The 17,567-nt window shown below is 75.2% G+C and carries 17 protein-coding genes; 5 read left to right on the plus strand and 12 right to left on the minus strand.

The window, feature by feature from the left end:
* Positions 1-69 precede the first annotated feature (69 nt).
* The gene (locus tag ACWED2_RS40160) at positions 70-4,248 is read left to right on the plus strand and encodes an HAD-IC family P-type ATPase (protein ID WP_449695756.1); all 4,179 of its coding nucleotides are present in this window, start codon (positions 70-72) and stop codon (positions 4,246-4,248) included.
* Positions 4,249-4,364: 116 nt separating this feature from the next.
* On the opposite strand, the gene ACWED2_RS40165 is transcribed toward ACWED2_RS40160, so the two are convergent.
* A complete protein-coding gene (locus ACWED2_RS40165; protein ID WP_449695757.1) occupies positions 4,365-4,907 on the minus strand; it encodes a DUF6630 family protein in 543 nt (180 codons plus the stop codon).
* A 174-nt stretch (positions 4,908-5,081) separates the two neighbouring features.
* On the opposite strand from ACWED2_RS40165, the gene ACWED2_RS40170 reads away from it, so the two are divergent.
* Entirely contained in the window at positions 5,082-5,855 is a 774-nt protein-coding gene (locus ACWED2_RS40170; RefSeq protein ID WP_449695758.1) for a hypothetical protein, read from the plus strand.
* A gap of 66 nt (positions 5,856-5,921) precedes the next feature.
* Here the strand turns inward: ACWED2_RS40170 and ACWED2_RS40175 are convergent, their stop codons facing one another.
* The 8 genes from ACWED2_RS40175 to ACWED2_RS40210 form a co-directional block, all read right to left on the minus strand.
* Positions 5,922-6,716 carry an ABC transporter permease gene (locus tag ACWED2_RS40175; RefSeq protein WP_449695759.1) on the minus strand — a complete coding sequence of 265 codons (795 nt, stop codon included), beginning with the start codon at positions 6,714-6,716 and terminating at the stop codon, positions 5,922-5,924.
* 2 nt (positions 6,717-6,718) lie between these two features.
* Positions 6,719-7,684 carry an ATP-binding cassette domain-containing protein gene (locus tag ACWED2_RS40180; RefSeq protein WP_449695760.1) on the minus strand — a complete coding sequence of 322 codons (966 nt, stop codon included), beginning with the start codon at positions 7,682-7,684 and terminating at the stop codon, positions 6,719-6,721.
* Positions 7,681-8,097, minus strand: coding sequence for a lasso peptide biosynthesis B2 protein (locus ACWED2_RS40185; RefSeq protein ID WP_449695761.1), 417 nt, complete (start codon positions 8,095-8,097; stop codon positions 7,681-7,683). The genes ACWED2_RS40180 and ACWED2_RS40185 overlap by 4 nt, the downstream gene beginning before the upstream one ends.
* A complete protein-coding gene (locus tag ACWED2_RS40190; protein ID WP_449695762.1) occupies positions 8,094-8,348 on the minus strand; it encodes a lasso peptide biosynthesis PqqD family chaperone in 255 nt (84 codons plus the stop codon). The genes ACWED2_RS40185 and ACWED2_RS40190 overlap by 4 nt, the downstream gene beginning before the upstream one ends.
* Positions 8,345-10,186, minus strand: coding sequence for an asparagine synthase-related protein (locus ACWED2_RS40195; protein ID WP_449695763.1), 1,842 nt, complete (start codon positions 10,184-10,186; stop codon positions 8,345-8,347). Before ACWED2_RS40195 ends, ACWED2_RS40190 begins: the two co-directional genes overlap by 4 nt.
* 93 nt (positions 10,187-10,279) lie before the next feature.
* On the minus strand, positions 10,280-10,414 hold the full coding sequence (locus ACWED2_RS40200; protein ID WP_449695764.1) for a keywimysin-related RiPP: 135 nt from the start codon (positions 10,412-10,414) through the stop codon (positions 10,280-10,282).
* Positions 10,415-10,544: 130 nt separating this feature from the next.
* The gene (locus ACWED2_RS40205) at positions 10,545-11,318 is read right to left on the minus strand and encodes an ABC transporter permease subunit (protein WP_449695765.1); all 774 of its coding nucleotides are present in this window, start codon (positions 11,316-11,318) and stop codon (positions 10,545-10,547) included.
* The gene (locus ACWED2_RS40210) at positions 11,315-12,235 is read right to left on the minus strand and encodes an ABC transporter ATP-binding protein (protein WP_449695766.1); all 921 of its coding nucleotides are present in this window, start codon (positions 12,233-12,235) and stop codon (positions 11,315-11,317) included. The genes ACWED2_RS40205 and ACWED2_RS40210 overlap by 4 nt, the downstream gene beginning before the upstream one ends.
* A gap of 167 nt (positions 12,236-12,402) precedes the next feature.
* Between ACWED2_RS40210 and ACWED2_RS40215 the strand changes: the two genes are divergently transcribed.
* Entirely contained in the window at positions 12,403-13,578 is a 1,176-nt protein-coding gene (locus ACWED2_RS40215) for a sensor histidine kinase (RefSeq protein WP_449695767.1), read from the plus strand.
* On the plus strand, positions 13,575-14,249 hold the full coding sequence (locus tag ACWED2_RS40220) for a response regulator (protein WP_449695768.1): 675 nt from the start codon (positions 13,575-13,577) through the stop codon (positions 14,247-14,249). The genes ACWED2_RS40215 and ACWED2_RS40220 overlap by 4 nt, the downstream gene beginning before the upstream one ends.
* A gap of 3 nt (positions 14,250-14,252) precedes the next feature.
* Here the strand turns inward: ACWED2_RS40220 and ACWED2_RS40225 are convergent, their stop codons facing one another.
* From ACWED2_RS40225 to ACWED2_RS40235, 3 genes are all read right to left on the minus strand, one after another.
* Positions 14,253-14,927: a response regulator gene (locus tag ACWED2_RS40225; protein ID WP_449695769.1), complete on the minus strand. Its 675-nt coding sequence runs from the start codon at positions 14,925-14,927 to the stop codon at positions 14,253-14,255.
* Positions 14,924-15,655: a sensor histidine kinase gene (locus ACWED2_RS40230; protein WP_449695770.1), complete on the minus strand. Its 732-nt coding sequence runs from the start codon at positions 15,653-15,655 to the stop codon at positions 14,924-14,926. The genes ACWED2_RS40225 and ACWED2_RS40230 overlap by 4 nt, the downstream gene beginning before the upstream one ends.
* A 187-nt stretch (positions 15,656-15,842) precedes the next feature.
* Complete coding sequence (locus tag ACWED2_RS40235; protein ID WP_449695771.1) at positions 15,843-16,421, minus strand: helix-turn-helix domain-containing protein; 579 nt, start codon at positions 16,419-16,421, stop codon at positions 15,843-15,845.
* Positions 16,422-16,987: 566 nt separating this feature from the next.
* Between ACWED2_RS40235 and ACWED2_RS40240 the strand changes: the two genes are divergently transcribed.
* A complete protein-coding gene (locus ACWED2_RS40240) occupies positions 16,988-17,470 on the plus strand; it encodes a DinB family protein (protein WP_449695772.1) in 483 nt (160 codons plus the stop codon).
* The last annotated feature ends 97 nt before the right edge of the window (positions 17,471-17,567 follow it).

Consider the following 17,567-nt stretch of genomic DNA (forward strand, 5'->3'; position numbering starts at 1 on the left):
GGCGGCCCGAAGTTTGACCGACGGCCACCGGGGAACGCGGGTGAGACGGTCGGCAAGTGGAGGTCCGGGGTGCTCGGAGGGTTGTTCGCGGTGACGAAGGCCGGGGCCGTGCTGGCCCTGGCCGGTCCGGTTCTCGTGACGCGGCAAGCGAAGAAGGTGGCCTCGGCGCTCGGCCCGGTCGCCCGCGAACTGGCCGGGGGCGCGGCCGGGACCGCGGCGGAGGCGACCCGGGCGAGCAGCCGCACCGCCGTGCGCGCCACGCGGGTCGTGCGCAACGCCGCGGGGCCGCGCACCGCCGTCTGGCGGGCCGGGCGGCGGCTGCACGTGCCGCTGCGGCCCGGCGAGCACGCCGACGTCGCCCCGTTCACCGCCGAACTGGCCGCGCACGCCGACGTCGCCGGGGCCTACTGGGACGGCGGGCTGGGCAGCGCGGTGGTCCACCTGGCCGAGGAGGCCGCGGCGGACCGCGTGGCCGACTGGATCGCCGGCCGGTGCGAGGCACACGGGCTGACCCCGGCCGGGCCGGGCGACTCCGCCCCGGCCCACCCCGGCGACACCTACGGGGTGCGGACGGCGGCGCTCGCGCTGGCGATGGACGTCGCCGGGCTGGCCGTCTCGGCCGGGGTGCGGTCCGGCCGGCTGCACGAAGCCGTGCGCGCGGCGGTGTCCGCAGCCCGGGAACACCCCGCCGTCCGCGCCGCCCTCGACGAGCAGTTCGGCTGGTACACGGCCGAACTGGCCCGCTCGGGCGTGTCCGCCGCGGTGCGCGGGCTGAGCCAGGACCCCCTCGAGCTGGTGCTGGACGCCCTCCTACGCGCCGGGCAGCTCACCGAGGCGATCGCCCGGCTGACCGCGTTCGACGCCGCCCATGACGACCTCTGCTCGCCGGAGCGGCCCAGCCTCGGCGTGACCCCGCCGCAGCGCCGGGTCCGGATCCCCATGGAGGACTACGCCCGCAACGCCGTCGGCGGCGGCCTGCTCGCCGCGCTCGCCGACCTGCTGGTGCGCCGCAACCCCCGCGAAGCCGCCGAAGCGTTCCTCGCGGCGTCGCCGATGCCCGCGCGCTGTGCCGACACCGCCTTCCACACCGCGATGGGCACCGCGTTCGCCCGCGAGGGCGTGCTCGTCCGCGACCCGGACCGGCTCAAGGCACTGGACACAGTGGACACCGTCGTGCTGCACGCCGACGCGCTGCACGGCGGGGACGGTCTCGATCCGCACGCCGAAGCCGTGCTGGACGCGGCGCGCCGGGCCGAGGCGCGGGTGGTCATCGCCGGCGACGACGTCCGTGACCGGCTCGGCGAGTTCGCCGCGCTCGCCGACGACGTCGCGGAGGAATCGTTCTTCGGGCTGGTGACGCGGCTGCAGGACGAAGGCCGGGTCGTGCTCACCGTGGGCCGGCCGCCGTCGGCGTGCACCCCGCACTGCGACGAGGTCGCGGGCCTGCTCGCCGGCGACCTCTGCGTCGCCCTCGCCGACCGCGACGCGCCGGTGCTGTGGGGCGCCGACCTCGTCGTCCGGCCGGGCTTGCCGGGTGTCTGGCGGGTGCTGCGGGCGGCCGGCGCCGCGCGGGTCACCAGCAGGCGGGCCACCCGGGTGGCGACGGCGGGCGGTCTGATCGGCGGCCTGCTGCTGGCGTCCCGCCGCCGCCGGACGCTGGTGCCGCCCGTACCGCGGCTGGATCCGGTGCTGCTGGGCGGGCTGACCGGGCTGGCGATGGGCACGCTCGCCGCGGTGCGCGTGGCCGCCGCCCGGCCCCCGGCCGGCCGGCCCCGGATCGCCTGGCACGAGCTGACCGGCGAGGAAGTCCTCGAGCGGCTCGCGGCCGCGGAGACCGGGCCGACGCACCGGGAGCCGGCGGCCCGGCGGGTGCGGGCGCTGACCGGTGCGGTGGCCCGGCACCCGGCCGTGGCGCCGGTCCGGTTCGGGGCCGGCCTCGCCGCCGACGTCGTCGCCGAGCTGAAGGACCCGCTGACCCCGGTGCTGGCGCTCGGCGCGGTCGCCTCCGCGGTGGTCGGCTCGCCGGTGGACGCGCTGCTGGTGGCCGCGGCGATGGGCCTGAACGCCGTCGTCGGCGGCGCCCAGCAGTTCCGCGGCCGGCGCGCGCTGGCGAAGCTGCGGGACGACGAGCGGCAGCGGGCGCGCCGGGAGGGCGGCCGGGTCGTCGACGCGCGGGCCCTCGAGCCCGGCGACCGGATCGAGCTGCGGGTCGGCGACGTCGTCCCGGCCGATGCCCGGCTGCTGACCGCGGGCGACCTCGAAGTGGACGAGTCCGCGCTGACCGGCGAGTCGCTCCCGGTCGCCAAGCAACTCGATCCGGTGCCGGGCGCGCCGATGGCCGAGCGCGGCTGCCTGGTCTTCGCCGGCACCACGGTGGTCAGCGGCGAAGCCACGGCGGTGGTCGTGGCGGTCGGCTCGGAGACCGTGGCCGGCCGCGCGGTCGAGCTGGCCACCCGGACCGCCGCCGCGGTGGGCATCCAGGCGCGGCTGCAGGACCTCACCCGCCGCGCCCTGCCGCTGACGATGCTCGGCGGCGCGCTCGTCACCGGTCTTTCGGCGATCCGCGGCCGCCCGCTGCGCCGGGCGCTGGCCGGCGGCGTCGCGATCGCCGTCGCCGCGGTCCCCGAGGGGCTGCCACTGGTGGCCACCGTGGCGCAGCGGGCCGCGGCCCGGCGGCTGTCCGCGCGGGGCATCCTGGTCCGGGCCCCGCGGGCGCTGGAAGCCTTGGGGCGCCTGGACGTCGTGTGCTTCGACAAGACCGGCACGCTGACCGAAAACAGGCTGCGCGTGGTGACGACGACCGGTCCCGGCGGGGAGGCGCGGGAGCCAGGCCCCGGGGACGTCGTGGTGCGGGCCGCCGCGCGCGCGTGCCCCGGCACGCTCGACGACCCCCACGTGCGGGCCCACGCCACCGACCACGCCGTGCTCGACGCCGCCGGCCCGGACGACGCCTGGACCGAGCTCGCCGGGCAGCCGTTCGAAGCGAACCGGGGCTACTCGGCCACCGTCGGCCGCGAAGGAGACGGCGAGGTGACGCTCGTGGTCAAGGGCGCCCCGGAGGTCGTCCTGCCCGCCTGCGCCCGCGCCGGCGAGCTGGCCCGGGCCGCGGAAGCCTTGGCGGACAAGGGGTTGCGGGTGCTGGCGGTGGCGTCCCGGACGGTGTCGCCGTCGCTTGACGACGAGGAAGTGCTCGCGGATCTGGAGTTCCTCGGGTTCCTCGGGCTGGCCGACACGGTGCGGCCGACGGCCGGGCCGCTGATCACCGGGCTGCGCGAGGCCGGCGTGTCACCCGTGATGCTCACCGGCGACCACCCGAACACCGCGCGGGCGATCGCGGCTTCGCTCGGCTGGCCGTCCGACGCCCCGGTCGTCACCGGGGACGAGCTGGCCGCGCTGGACCGGGCCGGCCGGTCCCGGCTGCTCTCCGGCGCGGGCGTGATCGCGCGCGTCGCGCCGGAGCAGAAGCTGCAGGTCGTGGAGGCGTTGCGCGAGGCCGGGCGGGTGACGGCGATGGTCGGCGACGGCGCGAACGACGCGGCGGCCATCCGGGCCGCGGACGTCGGCATCGGCGTGCGCGCGCGGGCGTCGACCGCCGCCCGCACCGCGGCCGACGTCGCACTCACCGACGAGGACCTGACGGTGCTGCTGGAGGCGGTGGCGGAAGGCCGCGCGCTGTGGCGCAGCGTGTCGGACGCGGTGGTGATCCTGGTCGGCGGCAACGCGGGCGAGATCGGCTTTTCGGTGCTGGGCACGCTGCTCTCGGGCGACTCGCCGCTGGGCACCCGCCAGCTGCTGCTGGTCAACCTGCTGACCGACCTGTTCCCGGCGATGGCGGTGGCGGTCACCCGCCCGGACGACGACGGCGGTCCCGGCGGCGGCCTCGGGGACGGCCTGTCCCGCGCGATCACCAGCCGCGGCGTGACGACGGGCGTCGGCGCGACGACGGCGTGGCTGATCGGCCGCTTCACCCCGGGAACGCGGCGTCGCACGAGCACGATGGCCCTGTGCGGCCTGGTCGGCACCCAGCTGGCCCAGACCCTGCGCGGCCGCCGCCGCAGCCCCCTGGTGGTGGGAACGGCGGTCGGGTCGGCGCTCGCCCTGGCGGCGATCGTGCAGACGCCGGGGGTGAGCCGGTTCTTCGGCTGCACCCCGCTCGGCCCCCTGGCCTGGGCCGGCGTCGGCGCGGGCGTCGCCACGGGAGCCCTGACCTCGGCCCTGCCACCCCTCCGGCAGCCGGAACCCACGTGATCGGAACCGTAACTCGCGTGATGGGAGCCGGAACTCACGTGTTTGGAGCCGGAACTCGCGAGTTCCGGCTTGGATCACGCGAGTTCCGGACCTGATCACGCGAGTTCCGGCTTGGATCACGTGAGGTCCGGCTTCACCACACTGTCCGGGCTTCCGGCCGCGTTGTGCAGGACCTCGGCGGTGAACCCGGCGGCCGCGGCGAGGGTGACGAGGTCGGCGCCGCAGGTGGCGGGCAGGAGGACGAGCGGGTAGCAGTCGGACTCGATGTCGAGGACGGCGAGGGCGGTTCCCCTGCCGTGCAACCGGTTTCCGGCCTCCTCGAGGAACTCGTACGTCGGCAGCTCGCTGTCCGCCAGCGACGCCCAGACGTCGGCGAAAGGCGGCGCGGACCGCAACGCCCGCAGCTGATCGGCGATCTCGCCGGGTGCTGCCTTCCAGTCGACCTCGGCGAGGAGGCCGTGGTCGGTGAGGGCGTCCACCAGCGCGATCCACGGCAGCAGGGGAAAGGGCTCGTCGATCCCGCGCTCGTCGAGCCGCTCGGCGTGCTCCCGCAGGAACGCCTCCTGGTCGTCATGGGCGGCGAGGACCTGCCCGGCCACCTGCGGGACGCCGGGCGCCAGCAGGGCGGCCACGGCCACGAGCGCGTCACGAGCCGTCATCGATGTCCTCCGCAGGGCCGGTGTCCGACCGGCAGATCATGCCAGAGCACCCCACGGGCCGCCCATCACCCGGCGGAGCGACCCTATTCCGGAGAGCGAGGATTTCGAAACAACCGAAATCGTGGAAAAAACTCACCCCCGCGCCTATCATGGAAGAAAGGGAGGAAATCCACGATGACCCATCTTTTCGACAGACGAAGTGCGCTCAAAATCTCCGCGGGAGCGGCCGCGCTCGCCGGGGCGGCACTGGCCCTGCCCGGCACCGCGGCCGCCACGGCGGACGGGGGTTTTCCACCGGTACCGGGAATGCGCGGCGACCGCCGGGCGAACGAGTTCTGGTACCGCTTCGACGACGTGACGCTCTTCCACCGGGTACCGGAAGTCACCGCGGCTTTCGCGGCCATTCACGACGCACTCGGGGACAACTCGGTGCAGCTGATGGTGAACACCTGGCTGGAAATGAGCAAGAGCGAGGGCTACCCGGCGAATTACACCGAATTCGTGCGTCCCATCGCGGATCCGCTGCGCATTCTGTCCCGCGTCCAGCTCGGCGTGGTCGACAGCTACTACCACCGCGACGACCCCCGCCTCGTCACGGCGTTCGCGGCGTTCGGCCAGGGCACGCTCTTCGACCCGCGCCGGGTCGAGGTGGAGTCCGAAGTGCACACGATGAACGGCGAACCGCCGACGGGCTACCACGTGTGGCACGTGTTCCTGCGTTCGACGATGTTCCTCGGCATCGACCGCCACCGCTGGGCCCGGCTCGACCCGCTGATCGCGTTCGCCTGGGCACTGCAGTCGGTCGCCCGGCCGAGCCACCGCGAGGTCAACCCGCCGCTGCCGCGGGAAACGGTCGCCGCGCTGGCCCGGACGTGGCTGCCCCGGACGCCGGAACAGCTGGACGAGGAATTCCACTCACTGTGGTACCCCGCCGGAAGCGGCGCGTGAAACACCCTGGGGGCCGGCGACGGCCGGCCCCCAGGGCACACTCGGCACGCGAAGGCGGGCTCCGGCTCACTCGGTCCGCGAGAACCGCCGCGCGGCCACCCCGATCGCCACCCCGGCCAGCAGCACCACCAACCCGAGCTCGGCCACCACCGGCGGCGCCGCGCCCCACCACTCCGGCCCGCGCGTCCCCGGCAGCAACGCCGCTTCGCCCGGCAGCGTCCGGCGGATCGCGTCGACCGCGTACGTCAGCGGGTTCACCGCCACCGCCGTGCTCAGCCATCCCGGCAGGCCGCCCGGCGGGAACACCGCCCCGGACAGGAACAACAGCGGGGTCAGCGCCAGGTTGATCACCACCTGGAACGTCTCGATCCGGCGAATGCAGACCGCCGCCAGGACGCCCATCGCCGTGAACGTGAAGGACACCAGGGCGAGCTCGGCCAGTACCAGCAGCAAGCTCGCGTCGTACGGGATCCCGGCCGCGCCGGCCAGCACCAGGACCAGCACTCCGTAACACGTCCCGGCCGTGGCGCCGCCCAGGCAGAGCCCCGCCACCAACGCTCCCCGGCGGACGGGCGCGACGAACATCTGGCGGAGGAAGCCGGCCTGCCGGTCCCACACCAGGGAAATCCCGACGGCGAGCGCCGGCGCCTGGACCGCCATCAGCAGGACGCCCGGGAACAGGTACCCGCGGAAGTTGCCGCCCGCCCCCGCCAGCGGGCCGAGGCCGGTGCCGAGGATCAGCAGGAACATCAGCGGGCTCAGCAGGCCCATCGCGACGCGGAGCCGGTTGCGGCCGAACCGGATCACCTCGCGCAGCCACAGCACGCGGATCGCGCGCAGGTCCGCCGGCAGTGCGGTCACGGTCACCTCCGCCCGGCCGTCACGGCGAGGGACGCCGCCGGTGGTTCCTCGCGGATGCTGCGCCCGGTGTAGTGCACGAAGACGTCGTCGAGCACCGGGCGGGTCACGGTCACCGCGTGCACCGGCACCGTCAGCTCGGCGCACAGCTTCGGGACCAGTGACGCGCCGTCCGCGACCCGGACGCGGACGGCGTCGGGGTCGCGGACCGCGTCGAGGCCGAGCCGGTCGCGCACGATCCTCAGCGCGGCCTCGTCGTCGCCGGTCCGCAGGGTCACCACGTCGGCGCCGACGACCGCTTTCAGGCCGGCCGGCGTGCCCTCCGCCACGAGCCGCCCGCCGTCGAGGATGGCGAGGCGGTCGCAGTGCTCGGCTTCTTCGAGGTGGTGCGTGGTCAGGAACACCGTCATCCCCCGCTCGCGGCGCACCCGGTGCAGGTACGCCCAGATCGCCAGGCGCGTCTGCGGGTCGAGGCCGGTGGTCGGCTCGTCGAGGAAGAGCACGTCGGGGGCGGTCAGCAGGCCGCGCGCGATCTCCAGCCGCCGGCGCATCCCGCCGGAGAACGTGTGCACCGGCGAGGTGCGCCGGTCGGTGAGCTCGACCAGCTCCAGCAGCTCGGCGATGGCGGCCCGGGCCGTGCGGCGGCCGACGCCGAACAGCTCCGCGTGGAACCGCAGGTTCTCCTCCGCCGTCAGGTCGTTGTCCACAGTGGACTCCTGGAAGATCAGGCCGATCTTCCGCCGCACCCGGCCGGGCTCGCGCACCACGTCGTGGCCGGCCACCTCGGCGCGGCCCGCGCTCGGCCGCACGAGGGTGCACAGCATGCCGATCGTCGTGCTCTTGCCGGCCCCGTTGGGGCCCAGGAAGCCGAACAGCTGCCCGCTCCCGACCGCCAGGTCCAGCCCGGCGACGGCCGCGTGCCCGCCGTAGTCCTTCCCCAGCCCCTCGGCGCGCACGGCGTACCCCGTCACGAGCCGGCCCGCACGGTCATCGTCGGGCGGAAGCCGCGCATGTCCTCGTACTCGCCGATCGCCGCGCCGTCGACCTCGACCCAGGCGTGCGCGCGGAACGGCTGCGTGCGCACCCCGGTGCACCAGTCCGGCCACCGGCCGCGCAGCCGGCACAGCAGCGCGGTGGCCACCGACCGCTGCAGGCACCCCTGCCCGGCGCACCGCGCGCTGACGCTCACGGTGGCCTGCCGGGCCGCCAGCGCCTGGGCGGCGGTCGCCGGGCGGGCCCCGGTGCTGATGACCCGCAGCGCCTTGCGCAGCCGGCCGGGCGGCAGCCGGATCAGGAGCCGGGCGGCGCCGACGGCCACGCGGGCCGTCACCTGCCGCCGCCAGCCCAGTGCGATCCGGGGTTCGGAGGTCGCGGGCGTGGTCATGCGGTCACCACCAGGTGGTTCCGGTGCAGGGCGGCCAGCAGGGCCTCGACGTCGCCGAGCGCGCGCGACGCCGCGTCCGGGTGCCGCTGGGAGAGCAACTCGGCCACCTGCTCGGCCGAATTGCCCTCGAGCAGCAGCCGCAGGCTCGTCGCGGCGGTGCCGTTGAGCTGCCAGTAGGACCCGTCGCGTTCGTCGAGCAGGACAGCGCCGTCCTCGACGGCGGTGAGCGTGACGTCCGTCCGGAGTTTCACCGCGGTTCTCCCGTCGGTACCGCGGACCCGGCCGGCGCGGAGCTCGGTGAGCGCAGCCAGGTCTCGCACGCGAGCGTGTTCTCCAGCGGGATCAGCTGCCCGAGCTTGGCCCCCGGGTCCAGCAGCGTCGTCCGCAGCGGCCCGGGGTCGACCAGGCCGAGGTGGTCCAGGCGCAGGTCCTCGCACAGGTCCAGCAGGGTCCGCCGGTTGCGGCGCAACCCGTCGTAGGCTTCGGCGCTGTACTCGCCCTTCGTGCGGCGCTCGAGGATTTCGTCCGGGACGACCCCGCGCATCGCCGCGGTCAGCAGGGGTTTGTACAGCCCGCGCCCGGCGCGGTCCTCGATGCGGGCGGACAGGGCGGCTTCGATCACCCGGTCGTCGAGGAACGGCGCGTCCCACTCGACGCCGGAACCGTCCAGCGCCAGCCGCATCTGGCGGATGGCGCCCCCGCTGTAGACGGAGTACTCGAGCATCTGGTGCCGGACGTGGTCGCCGACGAGGGGCCGCGGCCGCGCCTCGCCGGTTTCGCGCAGGAGACGGCGCACCGCTTCGACGGTGTCGCCCGTCGTCCACTCGGGCATCCGCCGCCAGCCGCCGCCCCAGCCCAGCCCGGGGTCGGAGGGGTCGGTGGGCGGGTCGGTGAGCACGGCGGCCGCGGCGGCGAACGAATCCGCGAAGGGCGAGGAGTCCAGCAGCCCGCGGACCGTCGCGCCGAAGGCCCACCGGTTCGCGACCCGGCGCTGGTGCACGGCGGGCAGCGCGCGCAACGGGTGCTTGCGCACCAGGGACCACAGGTAGGTCGGCAGCGTGGTGAACAGCTCGTCGCCGCCGATCCCGACCAGGTGCAGCGTCGCGCCGTCGGCGGCGTCGGCGCGGGCCTGGTGCTCCATGTGCAGCCGGTTGCGGTCCCAGGACAGCGGGCCTTCGACGTCGTCGGCGCGGTCGTCCGGGTCCGCCTGGCTCTCGTACCAGCTCGGCGAGTCCTTGGGCTCGACGAACCGGTGCCGGCTCCCGGGCAGCCGCGCCGCCGCCCGCTCGGCCCACGCGGTGTCGTCGTTGGCGGGATCGCGCGCCTTCCAGTGGTGGGTGACCAGCTCGGCGCCCGCGGCGTCGGCGAGGAAGCACAGGCTGGTCGAGTCGAGCCCGCCCGACAGGTCGGCGCCGACCGCGCGGCGGCCCCGCACCCGGACGGAAACGGCTTCCAGCAACGCTTCCCGGAGCCGGTCGGCCACCACGGCGAGCGGCTGGTCGGCGGGCGGTGGCGTCCACCACGGCACCGCGCGGCCGCGGCCGGCGGGCTCGATCTCCAGCCAGTGCCCGGCGGGCACCTGGTGCACGCCCCGCCACACCGACCGCAGGGTCAGCGGCCAGGGCGGCGCGGGCACCATCAGCCGCAGCGCCAGCGTCGTCTCGTCCAGCCCGGCGCCGGCGAGGCCGGCGAGCAGCCGGGGGCTGTCCGCGGCCACGGTCAGGCCGCCGAGCTCGGCGTGGAAGACCTGCCGCGACGTCGAAAGGCTGCCCTGCGCGCGGATCCGGCCGTCGAACGACGCGACCAGGTGGACGGCGCCGGGCAGCTGCCGGAACACGCCGTCGAGGTCCCGCAGCGACCGGGCGTTCGCGAGCGCCCGCTCGGTGCGGTCGCGGTCGAGCCGGGTGCGGCCGAACACGGCGAGGCGGCGGGCCCCGGCGGTGACGATTACGAGGTCCTCCGCCGCCCAGCGGCCGGCCAGCCAGGGCCGGCCGGACGCGTGCGTGAGCACCTGGGGCCCGAGGCGCGCGGCGGCCGTCTCCGCCGGCCCGGCGGCCGCCGGATCGTCCGGCAGGATCAGAAAGTCCATGGTTCCTTCTCGGTTCCGGTCGAGGGGCGGTGGCGGGACGGGCCCGGCCGGTGGCGGGACGCGCTGGGCGTCGCACCACCGGCCGGGCACCGGTCAGATCAGGGCGTGCAGCCAGAACGTCCAGTCGACCGGGTCGCGCGGCGGCGGGATGCCGAGCGTGACCTGGGCGAAGTCGCCGGCCTTGACCAGCGTGGGCGGCTCGTAGACGACGCCGTCGTGCTCAGTCATGAGCTCCTCCATTCCTCGGTGCGAGTGCGTGGGACGCGGACCCGCGCCCCACCGGGCACTTCCGAACCTAGGAAGCCCGTGGTCCCAGCCGCTTGGGACATCGGTCCCCATCCGGCCCCGGTTCGCCGGCTCAGGCGTCCCGCGCCCGCAGCACCAGGTAGCCGCCCGCCAGCGCCGCCACCGCCCAGGCCGTCATGACGAGCAGCCCGCTCCACGGGCCGAGCACCGAATCCCCCGGGGTCGTCACGAGCATGATCTGGTGGCCGGCCTGGTCCGGGAGGAACTGCCCGGCGCGCTTGATCCCGGGCACGTGCCCGAGCAGGTTGGACACGATGAAGAAGAACGGGATCAGCACGCCGAGCGCGAGCGCCGGGCTGCGGAGCATGGTCGTCACGCCCATCGACAGCACCGCGATCAGCGTCAGGTACAGCCCGGTCCCGGCCACCGCGCGGAGCACGCCCGGGGCGCCGAGCGAACCGCCGTGCGGCCCGAGCGCCACCTGGGTGGCGAAGAACATCGCGAACGCGGTGAGCTCGGAGACGACGAGCGCGAGCAGGCCGCCGGCGAGCACCTTCGCGCCGTAGAACCGCAGGCGCCGCGGCACCGCCACCAGGGAAGCGCGGATCGTGCCGCTGCCGTACTCGGAACCGACCACGAGCACGCCGAACGCCACCAGGACGACCTGGCCGTAGGCGACGGTGCCGAGCGCGAACTCGGCCGGGTCGAAGGCCTGCCGCTCGCTCGCGCTGATCCGGTCGAAGACCGACCGCATGTACAGCGCGAGCGCGACGCTCAGCGCCACCGTGACCACGAACGCCAGCACCAGGGTCCACGTCGTCGACCGGACGGTCCGGATCTTGGTGAACTCCGAGAGCAGCACCCGGCTCTTCGGTTCCCCGGTCATGCCACCGCCCCTTCCCCGCCGGCCCGGTATTCGACGTCCGCCGCGGTGAGCCGCATGAACGCCTCCTCCAGCGACGCGTGCTGCGGGCTCAGCTCGTCGACGGTCAGCCCGTTGAGCGAAGCGAGGCCGCCGATGACGGCCGGTTCCGCCCCGGTGGCCTGCAGCGTGTGGTCCGGCCCGGCCCCGACCCGGATGCCCGCCGCCTCCAGCACGGTCCGCATCCGCACCGGTTCGGGGGTGCGGATCCGCACGTACGACTGCGAATTGCGGTCGATGAAGTCGGCCATGCCGGTGTCGGCCAGCAGGCGGCCGCGGCCGATCACCACGAGGTGGTCGGCCGTCACCGCCATCTCGCTCATCAGGTGGCTGGAGACGAACACCGTGCGCCCTTCGGCGGCGAGGTCCCGCATCAGCGTGCGGATCCAGCGGATCCCTTCGGGGTCGAGGCCGTTCACCGGCTCGTCGAGCAGCAGCACCCCCGGATCGCCCAGCAGGGCCGCCGCGATCCCGAGCCGCTGGCCCATGCCGAGGGAGAAGCCGCGGGCGCGCTTGCCCGCCACGCCGTCCAGCCCGACGAGGCCGATCACCTCGGTCACCCGCCGCCGTCCGATGCCGTTGCTCTGGGCCAGCCACAGCAGGTGGTGGTAGGCGGTCCGGCCGCCGTGCACCGCCTTCGCCTCCAGGAGCGCGCCCACGTGCCGCAGCGGGTTCCGCAGCTCGTGGTAGCGCCGGCCGGCCAGCCGGACCTCGCCCGCGGTGGGGGCGTCGAGGCCCAGCACCATCCGCATGGTGGTGGACTTGCCCGCGCCGTTGGGGCCGAGGAAGCCGGTGACCTGCCCCGGTTTCACCGTGAAGGTCAGGTCCTGGACCGCCCGCGTCGATCCGTAGTGCTTGGTCAGGTTCCGTACTTCGATCACCCCGTCACCGTCCCGCAGGTGCCCGGGCGGGCACATCGGCCCGGCCGCCGAACCCGCGGCTCGGCCCGGCGGCGGAGATCCACTCCCGCGGCGGGCCCGGGTCACCCGCCCGGATGTCATCCCCCGGGCCGAGGCGGGCGCCCGGTTCCGGGCCTAGAGTCGATCAGGTGGACCACGCCCGCCTGCACGCCGTCGTCGCGCGGCAGTGGAGCGCCGGGGCGCTGCTCGCCTTCGACGGCGTGGTCGCCGTGGGCTACACGGTGGTGCTGCTGCTGACCGCGTTCGCGCACCGGCCGGGGCCGTGGTGGCAGTACCTGCTCGTGGTGGCGATCGGCCTGCCGTGCGCGCTGCGGCGGCGGTGGCCGCTGCCGGTGTTCGGCACCGTCCTGGCGGCGACCGGGCTCGCCGTGGTCGCCGGCGTCGTGCGCGAGCCGTTCGCGGCGGCCGCGTTCGCGCTCTACACCGTCGCGCTGACCGAACGGCGGCGGCTGCTGCCGACGTACGTGGTCGCCGGCACCAGCCTGGCGCTGCTGCTCGTCGAGTTCGTGGCCGGCACCCCGGGGTGGTGGAAGGACGACCTGCTCGACCTCGCCCCCACCGGGCTGGCGTTGCTCGGCGCGGCCTGGGTGGTGGGGCGGGCCGTGCGCGAGCGGCGCGCGTACGCCGCGCGGAGCGCAGCCGAGCACGCCGGCCGCGCGGTCGCCGAGGAGCGGCTGCGGATCGCGCGCGAACTGCACGACGTCGTCGCGCACAGCATGGGCGTGATCGCGGTCGAAGCGGGCGTCACGCGGCACGTCCTCGAGTCGCGTGCGGCCGGCGAATCCGACGCGCTCGTGCACGACGCCCTGCACTCCATCGAGACCACCAGCCGCGACGCCCTGCGGGACATGCGGCGGATGCTGGGCGTGCTGCGCCAGGACGGAGGGCCGGACGAGCTGGGGCCGGCACCGGGGGTCGCGCAGCTGCCGAAGCTGGTCGACCAGGCCGGGGCCGCGGGCGTGGCCGCCGCGCTGGAGGTCCGGGACGTCGACGGGCTGCCGGAGGGGGTGCAGCTCACCATCTACCGGATCGTGCAGGAGGCGCTGACGAACGTCGTCAAGCACGCGGCGGGCGCGCGGTGCCGGGTGAGCGTCGAACACCACCGCGGCGAAGTCCGCATCGAGGTCGCCGACGACGGCTCGGCGGCCGCACCCCCGCACCCGGACGGCCACGGTCTCGTCGGCATGCGCGAGCGCGTCGCGATGTACGGCGGCGAGTTCTCGGCCGGCCGGACGGACGGCGGCGGGTTCCGCGTGTTCGCGCGGCTGCCGTGCGCCGGCGCGGTCCGCGAGGAATCCGCGTGACCGGCCCGATCCGTGTGCTCGTCGCGGACGACCAGGCGTTGCTGCGCGGCAGTTTCCGGCTGCTCATCGACAGTGCCCCCGGCCTGACGGTGGTGGGCGAGGCGAGCACCGGGGCGGACGCGGTGGAGCTGGCCGCGCGCGAGCGGCCGGACGTCGTCCTGATGGACGTCCGCATGCCGGAGCTCGACGGCATCGAGGCGACCCGCCGGATCTGCGCGTCGCCGGAGCTGCCGGGGGTCCGGGTGCTGATCCTGACGATGTTCGACATCGACGCGTACGTCTTCCGCGCCCTGCGCGCCGGGGCCAGCGGTTTCCTGCTCAAGGACACCCCACCGGAGGACCTGCTGGCCGGGATCCGCGTGGTCGCCGCGGGCGACGGCCTGCTGACGCCGGGGGTGACGGGCCGCTTGATCGCGGAATTCGCCCGCGGCCCCGAGCCGGCCCGCCCACCCCGGGCCGAGCTGGCCGGGGTGACCGGGCGGGAGCGCGAGGTCCTGGTGCTGGTGGCCAGGGGCTTGTCGAACGGCGAGATCGCCGAGAAGCTCCACCTCAGCCCGGCGACGGTCAAAACCCACTTGAGCCATTTGTTCGCGAAGCTCGCGGCGCGCGACCGGGCCCAGCTCGTCATCGCGGCTTACGAGACGGGCCTGGTCACCGCCGGCCGCGGCTGACGGTCACCACCCGAGGCCGGCGTCGCGGGCTCGCACCACCGCTTCCTGGCGGTCCTTCACCTTCAGCTTCGTGAACACCCGGGTGATGTGGTTGCGCACCGTTTTCTCCGACAGCACCAGCTTCCGGGCGATCCGCCGGTTCGTCTCGCCGCTCGCGATGAGGTCCAGGACTTCGCGCTCGCGATCCGTCAGTTCCGGGAAGGCGACGCGGCCCGGGATGTCGTGCAGCGCCGAGAAGTACCCGCGGAGCCGGGCGGCGATCGACGGGGCGAAGACGGCTCCCCCGGCCGCCACCGTGCGGACCGCGCGCAGCAGCTCGTCGCGGGACACGCCCTTCAGCAGGTAGCCGAGCGCTCCCGCGCGCAGGGCCGCGACCACCGAGTCGTCGTCCTCCACCACCGACACCATGATCACGCGTGGGCCCGTCTCGCCCGGCAACACCGACTCCGTGATCGTGCGGGCCAGTTCGAGGCCCGACGAACCGGGCAGCTGGATGTCGAGCAGCACGACGTCGACCCGGTGGCGGGCCAGCAGTTCCAATGCCTCCGCCGCCGTCGCCGCCTCGCCGGCGATCGCCAGGCCCGGGGCGTCCTCGAAGGCCGCCCGCGCCCCCGAGCGGAAGAGCGGGTGGTCGTCGACCAGCAGGACGCTCACCTGGTCGCGGCCGGTGACCGTCACGCCGCCTCCCACGGGAGCTCGGCGCGCACCAGCGTGCCGGACCGGCCGTCCGGCCGCGGCAGGACGACGCAGCTGCCGCCGAGCGACTCCGCCCGCTGCCGCATCGAGAACAGGCCGGTGCCGTGACCCCACCACCCGGCGGGTGGGCGGCCCGCGCCGTCGTCCGCGACCTCCAGCACGAGCCGTCCCGCGGTGGCCTCGACCCGGACCACCACCTGCCGGGCGCCCGCGTGGCGCAGCACGTTGGTCACGGCTTCGGCCACGATCCGGTAGGCCGCCAGCTCGACGTGCAGCGGCACCTGCGGCCACGCCTCGGGCCATTCCACGGCCAGCTCCGCTGGCGCGCCGTCCAGCCGCCGCGCCAGCGTCCGCAGGGCCGCCGGCAGGCCGTCTTCGACGAGCTCGGCCGGCGGGCGCCCGTCCACGATGCGCCGGATCTCGCCCATCGTGCGGGCCGTCTCGGTCGCGGCGTCGCTCACCAGCCGCCGGACCTCCGGTGCCGCGGTCAGCCGGGCCGAGGCGGCGTCGAGCCGCAGCCGGATCCCGGCGAGCGCGGGCCCCAGGTCGTCGTGGAGATCCTGAAGCAGGCGAAGGCGTTCCCGCTCCCGCGCCCGCACTTCGATCTGCCGGAACAGCTTCGCGGCCGGCCACCGCGGTTCCGGGACGCCGGTCCGCGACCCCCGCCCCGCTCTTCCCCGGACAGCCCCCAGCCAGGTCGATTCGACCACCGCAACCCCCTAGTCGCCGGAACCGCCGCCCCGGCCCCCATCGCCGACACGGCCGGGCAGCGGATCCCCCGGTCCGATCATACGCAAAACGGGGTGTTTCGTCGGTTCCGCCGAATACCGACCGGTCGTTTTGTCCCCGCGCCGCGAGCGACGGCCGAACCGGAACAGTCCTTTGTGGACAATCCGGCTAGTGCGCCCGGGCGCGCAGGTGGGCGCGTTCCCCTTGGCGGCCGAACAGGATCAGCAGCTCGACCGCCTTCCCGTCGGCGCTGCCGAGCCAGTGCGGGATCGTCGTGTCGAACTCCGCCGCCTCGCCCGGCGGCAGGACCAGGTCGTGCTCGCCGAGGACCAGCCGCAGGTTCCCGTGGAGCACGTACAGCCATTCGTGCCCCTCGTGGGTCCGGTGGTCCGGCGACGGCGGCCGGTCCGCGCTCGGGATGATCATCTTGTAGGCCTGCACGCCACCCGGCCGCCGCGACAGCGGCACGAACGTCATGCCGTGGCGGTGGATCGGCGTCAGGTGGACGCGGGGATCGCCGGTGCGGGGCGCTCCGACGAGGTCGTCGAGCGGGACGCCGTAGGCGCGCGCCAGCGGCAGCAGCAGTTCCAGACTGGCCCGCCGCTGCCCGCTTTCCAGCCGCGACAGCGTGCTTTCCGACACTCCGGTGGCGGCCGCGACGTCGGCGAGGGTCATCCCGCGGGGCCGGCGCAGCGCCCGCAGCCGGGGTCCGACCGCGTGCAGGACGTCTTCGAAGTCGTCGCTCACCCGGCCATCTTGCCGGAACCGCAAGAAAGCGTGCCGGAACCGCCAGGGCCGGGTCAGGGTGGGGTCATGACGATCTCCACCACCGACCGCTTCCGGGACGGCCACCACCCGACCCGCCTCCCGGACAGCGCGCCGCGGCGGGCCGCGGAGGCGCTCGCCCCCGGCGGCCCCGCTCACGCGAGTTCCGCCCCCGAACACACCAGATCCGGCCCCGAACACGCGAGTTCCGCCCCCGATCACGTCAGATCCGGCCACGATCACGCGAGTTCCGGCCCCGATCACGCCGGATCCGGCTCCGATCACGCGTGTTCCGGCTTCAGGCGGCAACCGGCGACCCGCGATGCCGCCGTCGGAACATCGGGCAGTGTCACCGGCTGCCGGTCGTCGAGCACGGGTCCGTCGCGCCGTGGTCGTGGAACCAGGACCTGGGCAGGTGCCCGCCCCTGCGGGCCCTCGATCCGGCGCTCCGGGCCGTCGAACGCGCCGACGCCCTCCCCCGGCGGGCGGACCGCCGAAGTCGTCGACCACCTGCCGCTGATCCGCCGCACCGGCCGGGAGGACTGACCATGCCCCGCACCCGGCGGCGGGACACCCCGCCCCCGCGCACCGGCCCGGCCGAAAAGGACGTGCTGCGCGGCTTCCTCGACCACCTGCGGGCCGCCGTCGCCGCCAAGGCGGAGGACGTGCCGGAGCCGCAGGTCCGGACGCCCGGCGTCCCGTCCGGCACGTCGCTGCTGGGCCTGGTCCGGCACCTGGCGCACGTCGAGCGCTGCACGTTCCTCGGCGAAGTGGTCGCCGACTGGCCGGGCACGTTCCGGCCGCGGCCGGAGGAGACCGTCGCCTCGGTCCTGGCGGACTACCGCGCCGCGTGCGAGCGGGCGAACGCGGTCATCGACGCCTGCACCGACCTGACGCGGCCGGTGGCCCGCCCCGGCCGGGCCGCGCCGTCGATGCGCTGGGCGCTGGTGCACCTGATCGAGGAGACCGGCCGCCACGCCGGGCACGCCGACATCCTCCGCGAGCTGATCGACGGCAGCACCGGCCGCTGACCCGGCCTCGCCCGGTGTCCGCCGCGCCGCCCCACCCCGCATCTTGCGCATTTTCGCCACCAGAGCCGGGAATCGGGTGCGAATCCACTGTGGAACG

The organism is Amycolatopsis sp. NPDC005003 (assembly GCF_053600695.1).

Bases quoted from the DNA above. Each gene is read 5' to 3' on its own strand.
- ACWED2_RS40165 (WP_449695757.1), bottom strand. From the start codon at position 4,907: ATGACGGCTCGTGACGCGCTCGTGGCCGTGGCCGCCCTGCTGGCGCCC.
- ACWED2_RS40170 (WP_449695758.1), top strand. From the start codon at position 5,082: ATGACCCATCTTTTCGACAGACGAAGTGCGCTCAAAATCTCCGCGGGA.
- ACWED2_RS40185 (WP_449695761.1), bottom strand. From the start codon at position 8,097: ATGACCACGCCCGCGACCTCCGAACCCCGGATCGCACTGGGCTGGCGG.
- ACWED2_RS40195 (WP_449695763.1), bottom strand. From the start codon at position 10,186: ATGGACTTTCTGATCCTGCCGGACGATCCGGCGGCCGCCGGGCCGGCG.
- ACWED2_RS40200 (WP_449695764.1), bottom strand. From the start codon at position 10,414: ATGACTGAGCACGACGGCGTCGTCTACGAGCCGCCCACGCTGGTCAAG.
- ACWED2_RS40205 (WP_449695765.1), bottom strand. From the start codon at position 11,318: ATGACCGGGGAACCGAAGAGCCGGGTGCTGCTCTCGGAGTTCACCAAG.
- ACWED2_RS40240 (WP_449695772.1), top strand. From the start codon at position 16,988: ATGCCCCGCACCCGGCGGCGGGACACCCCGCCCCCGCGCACCGGCCCG.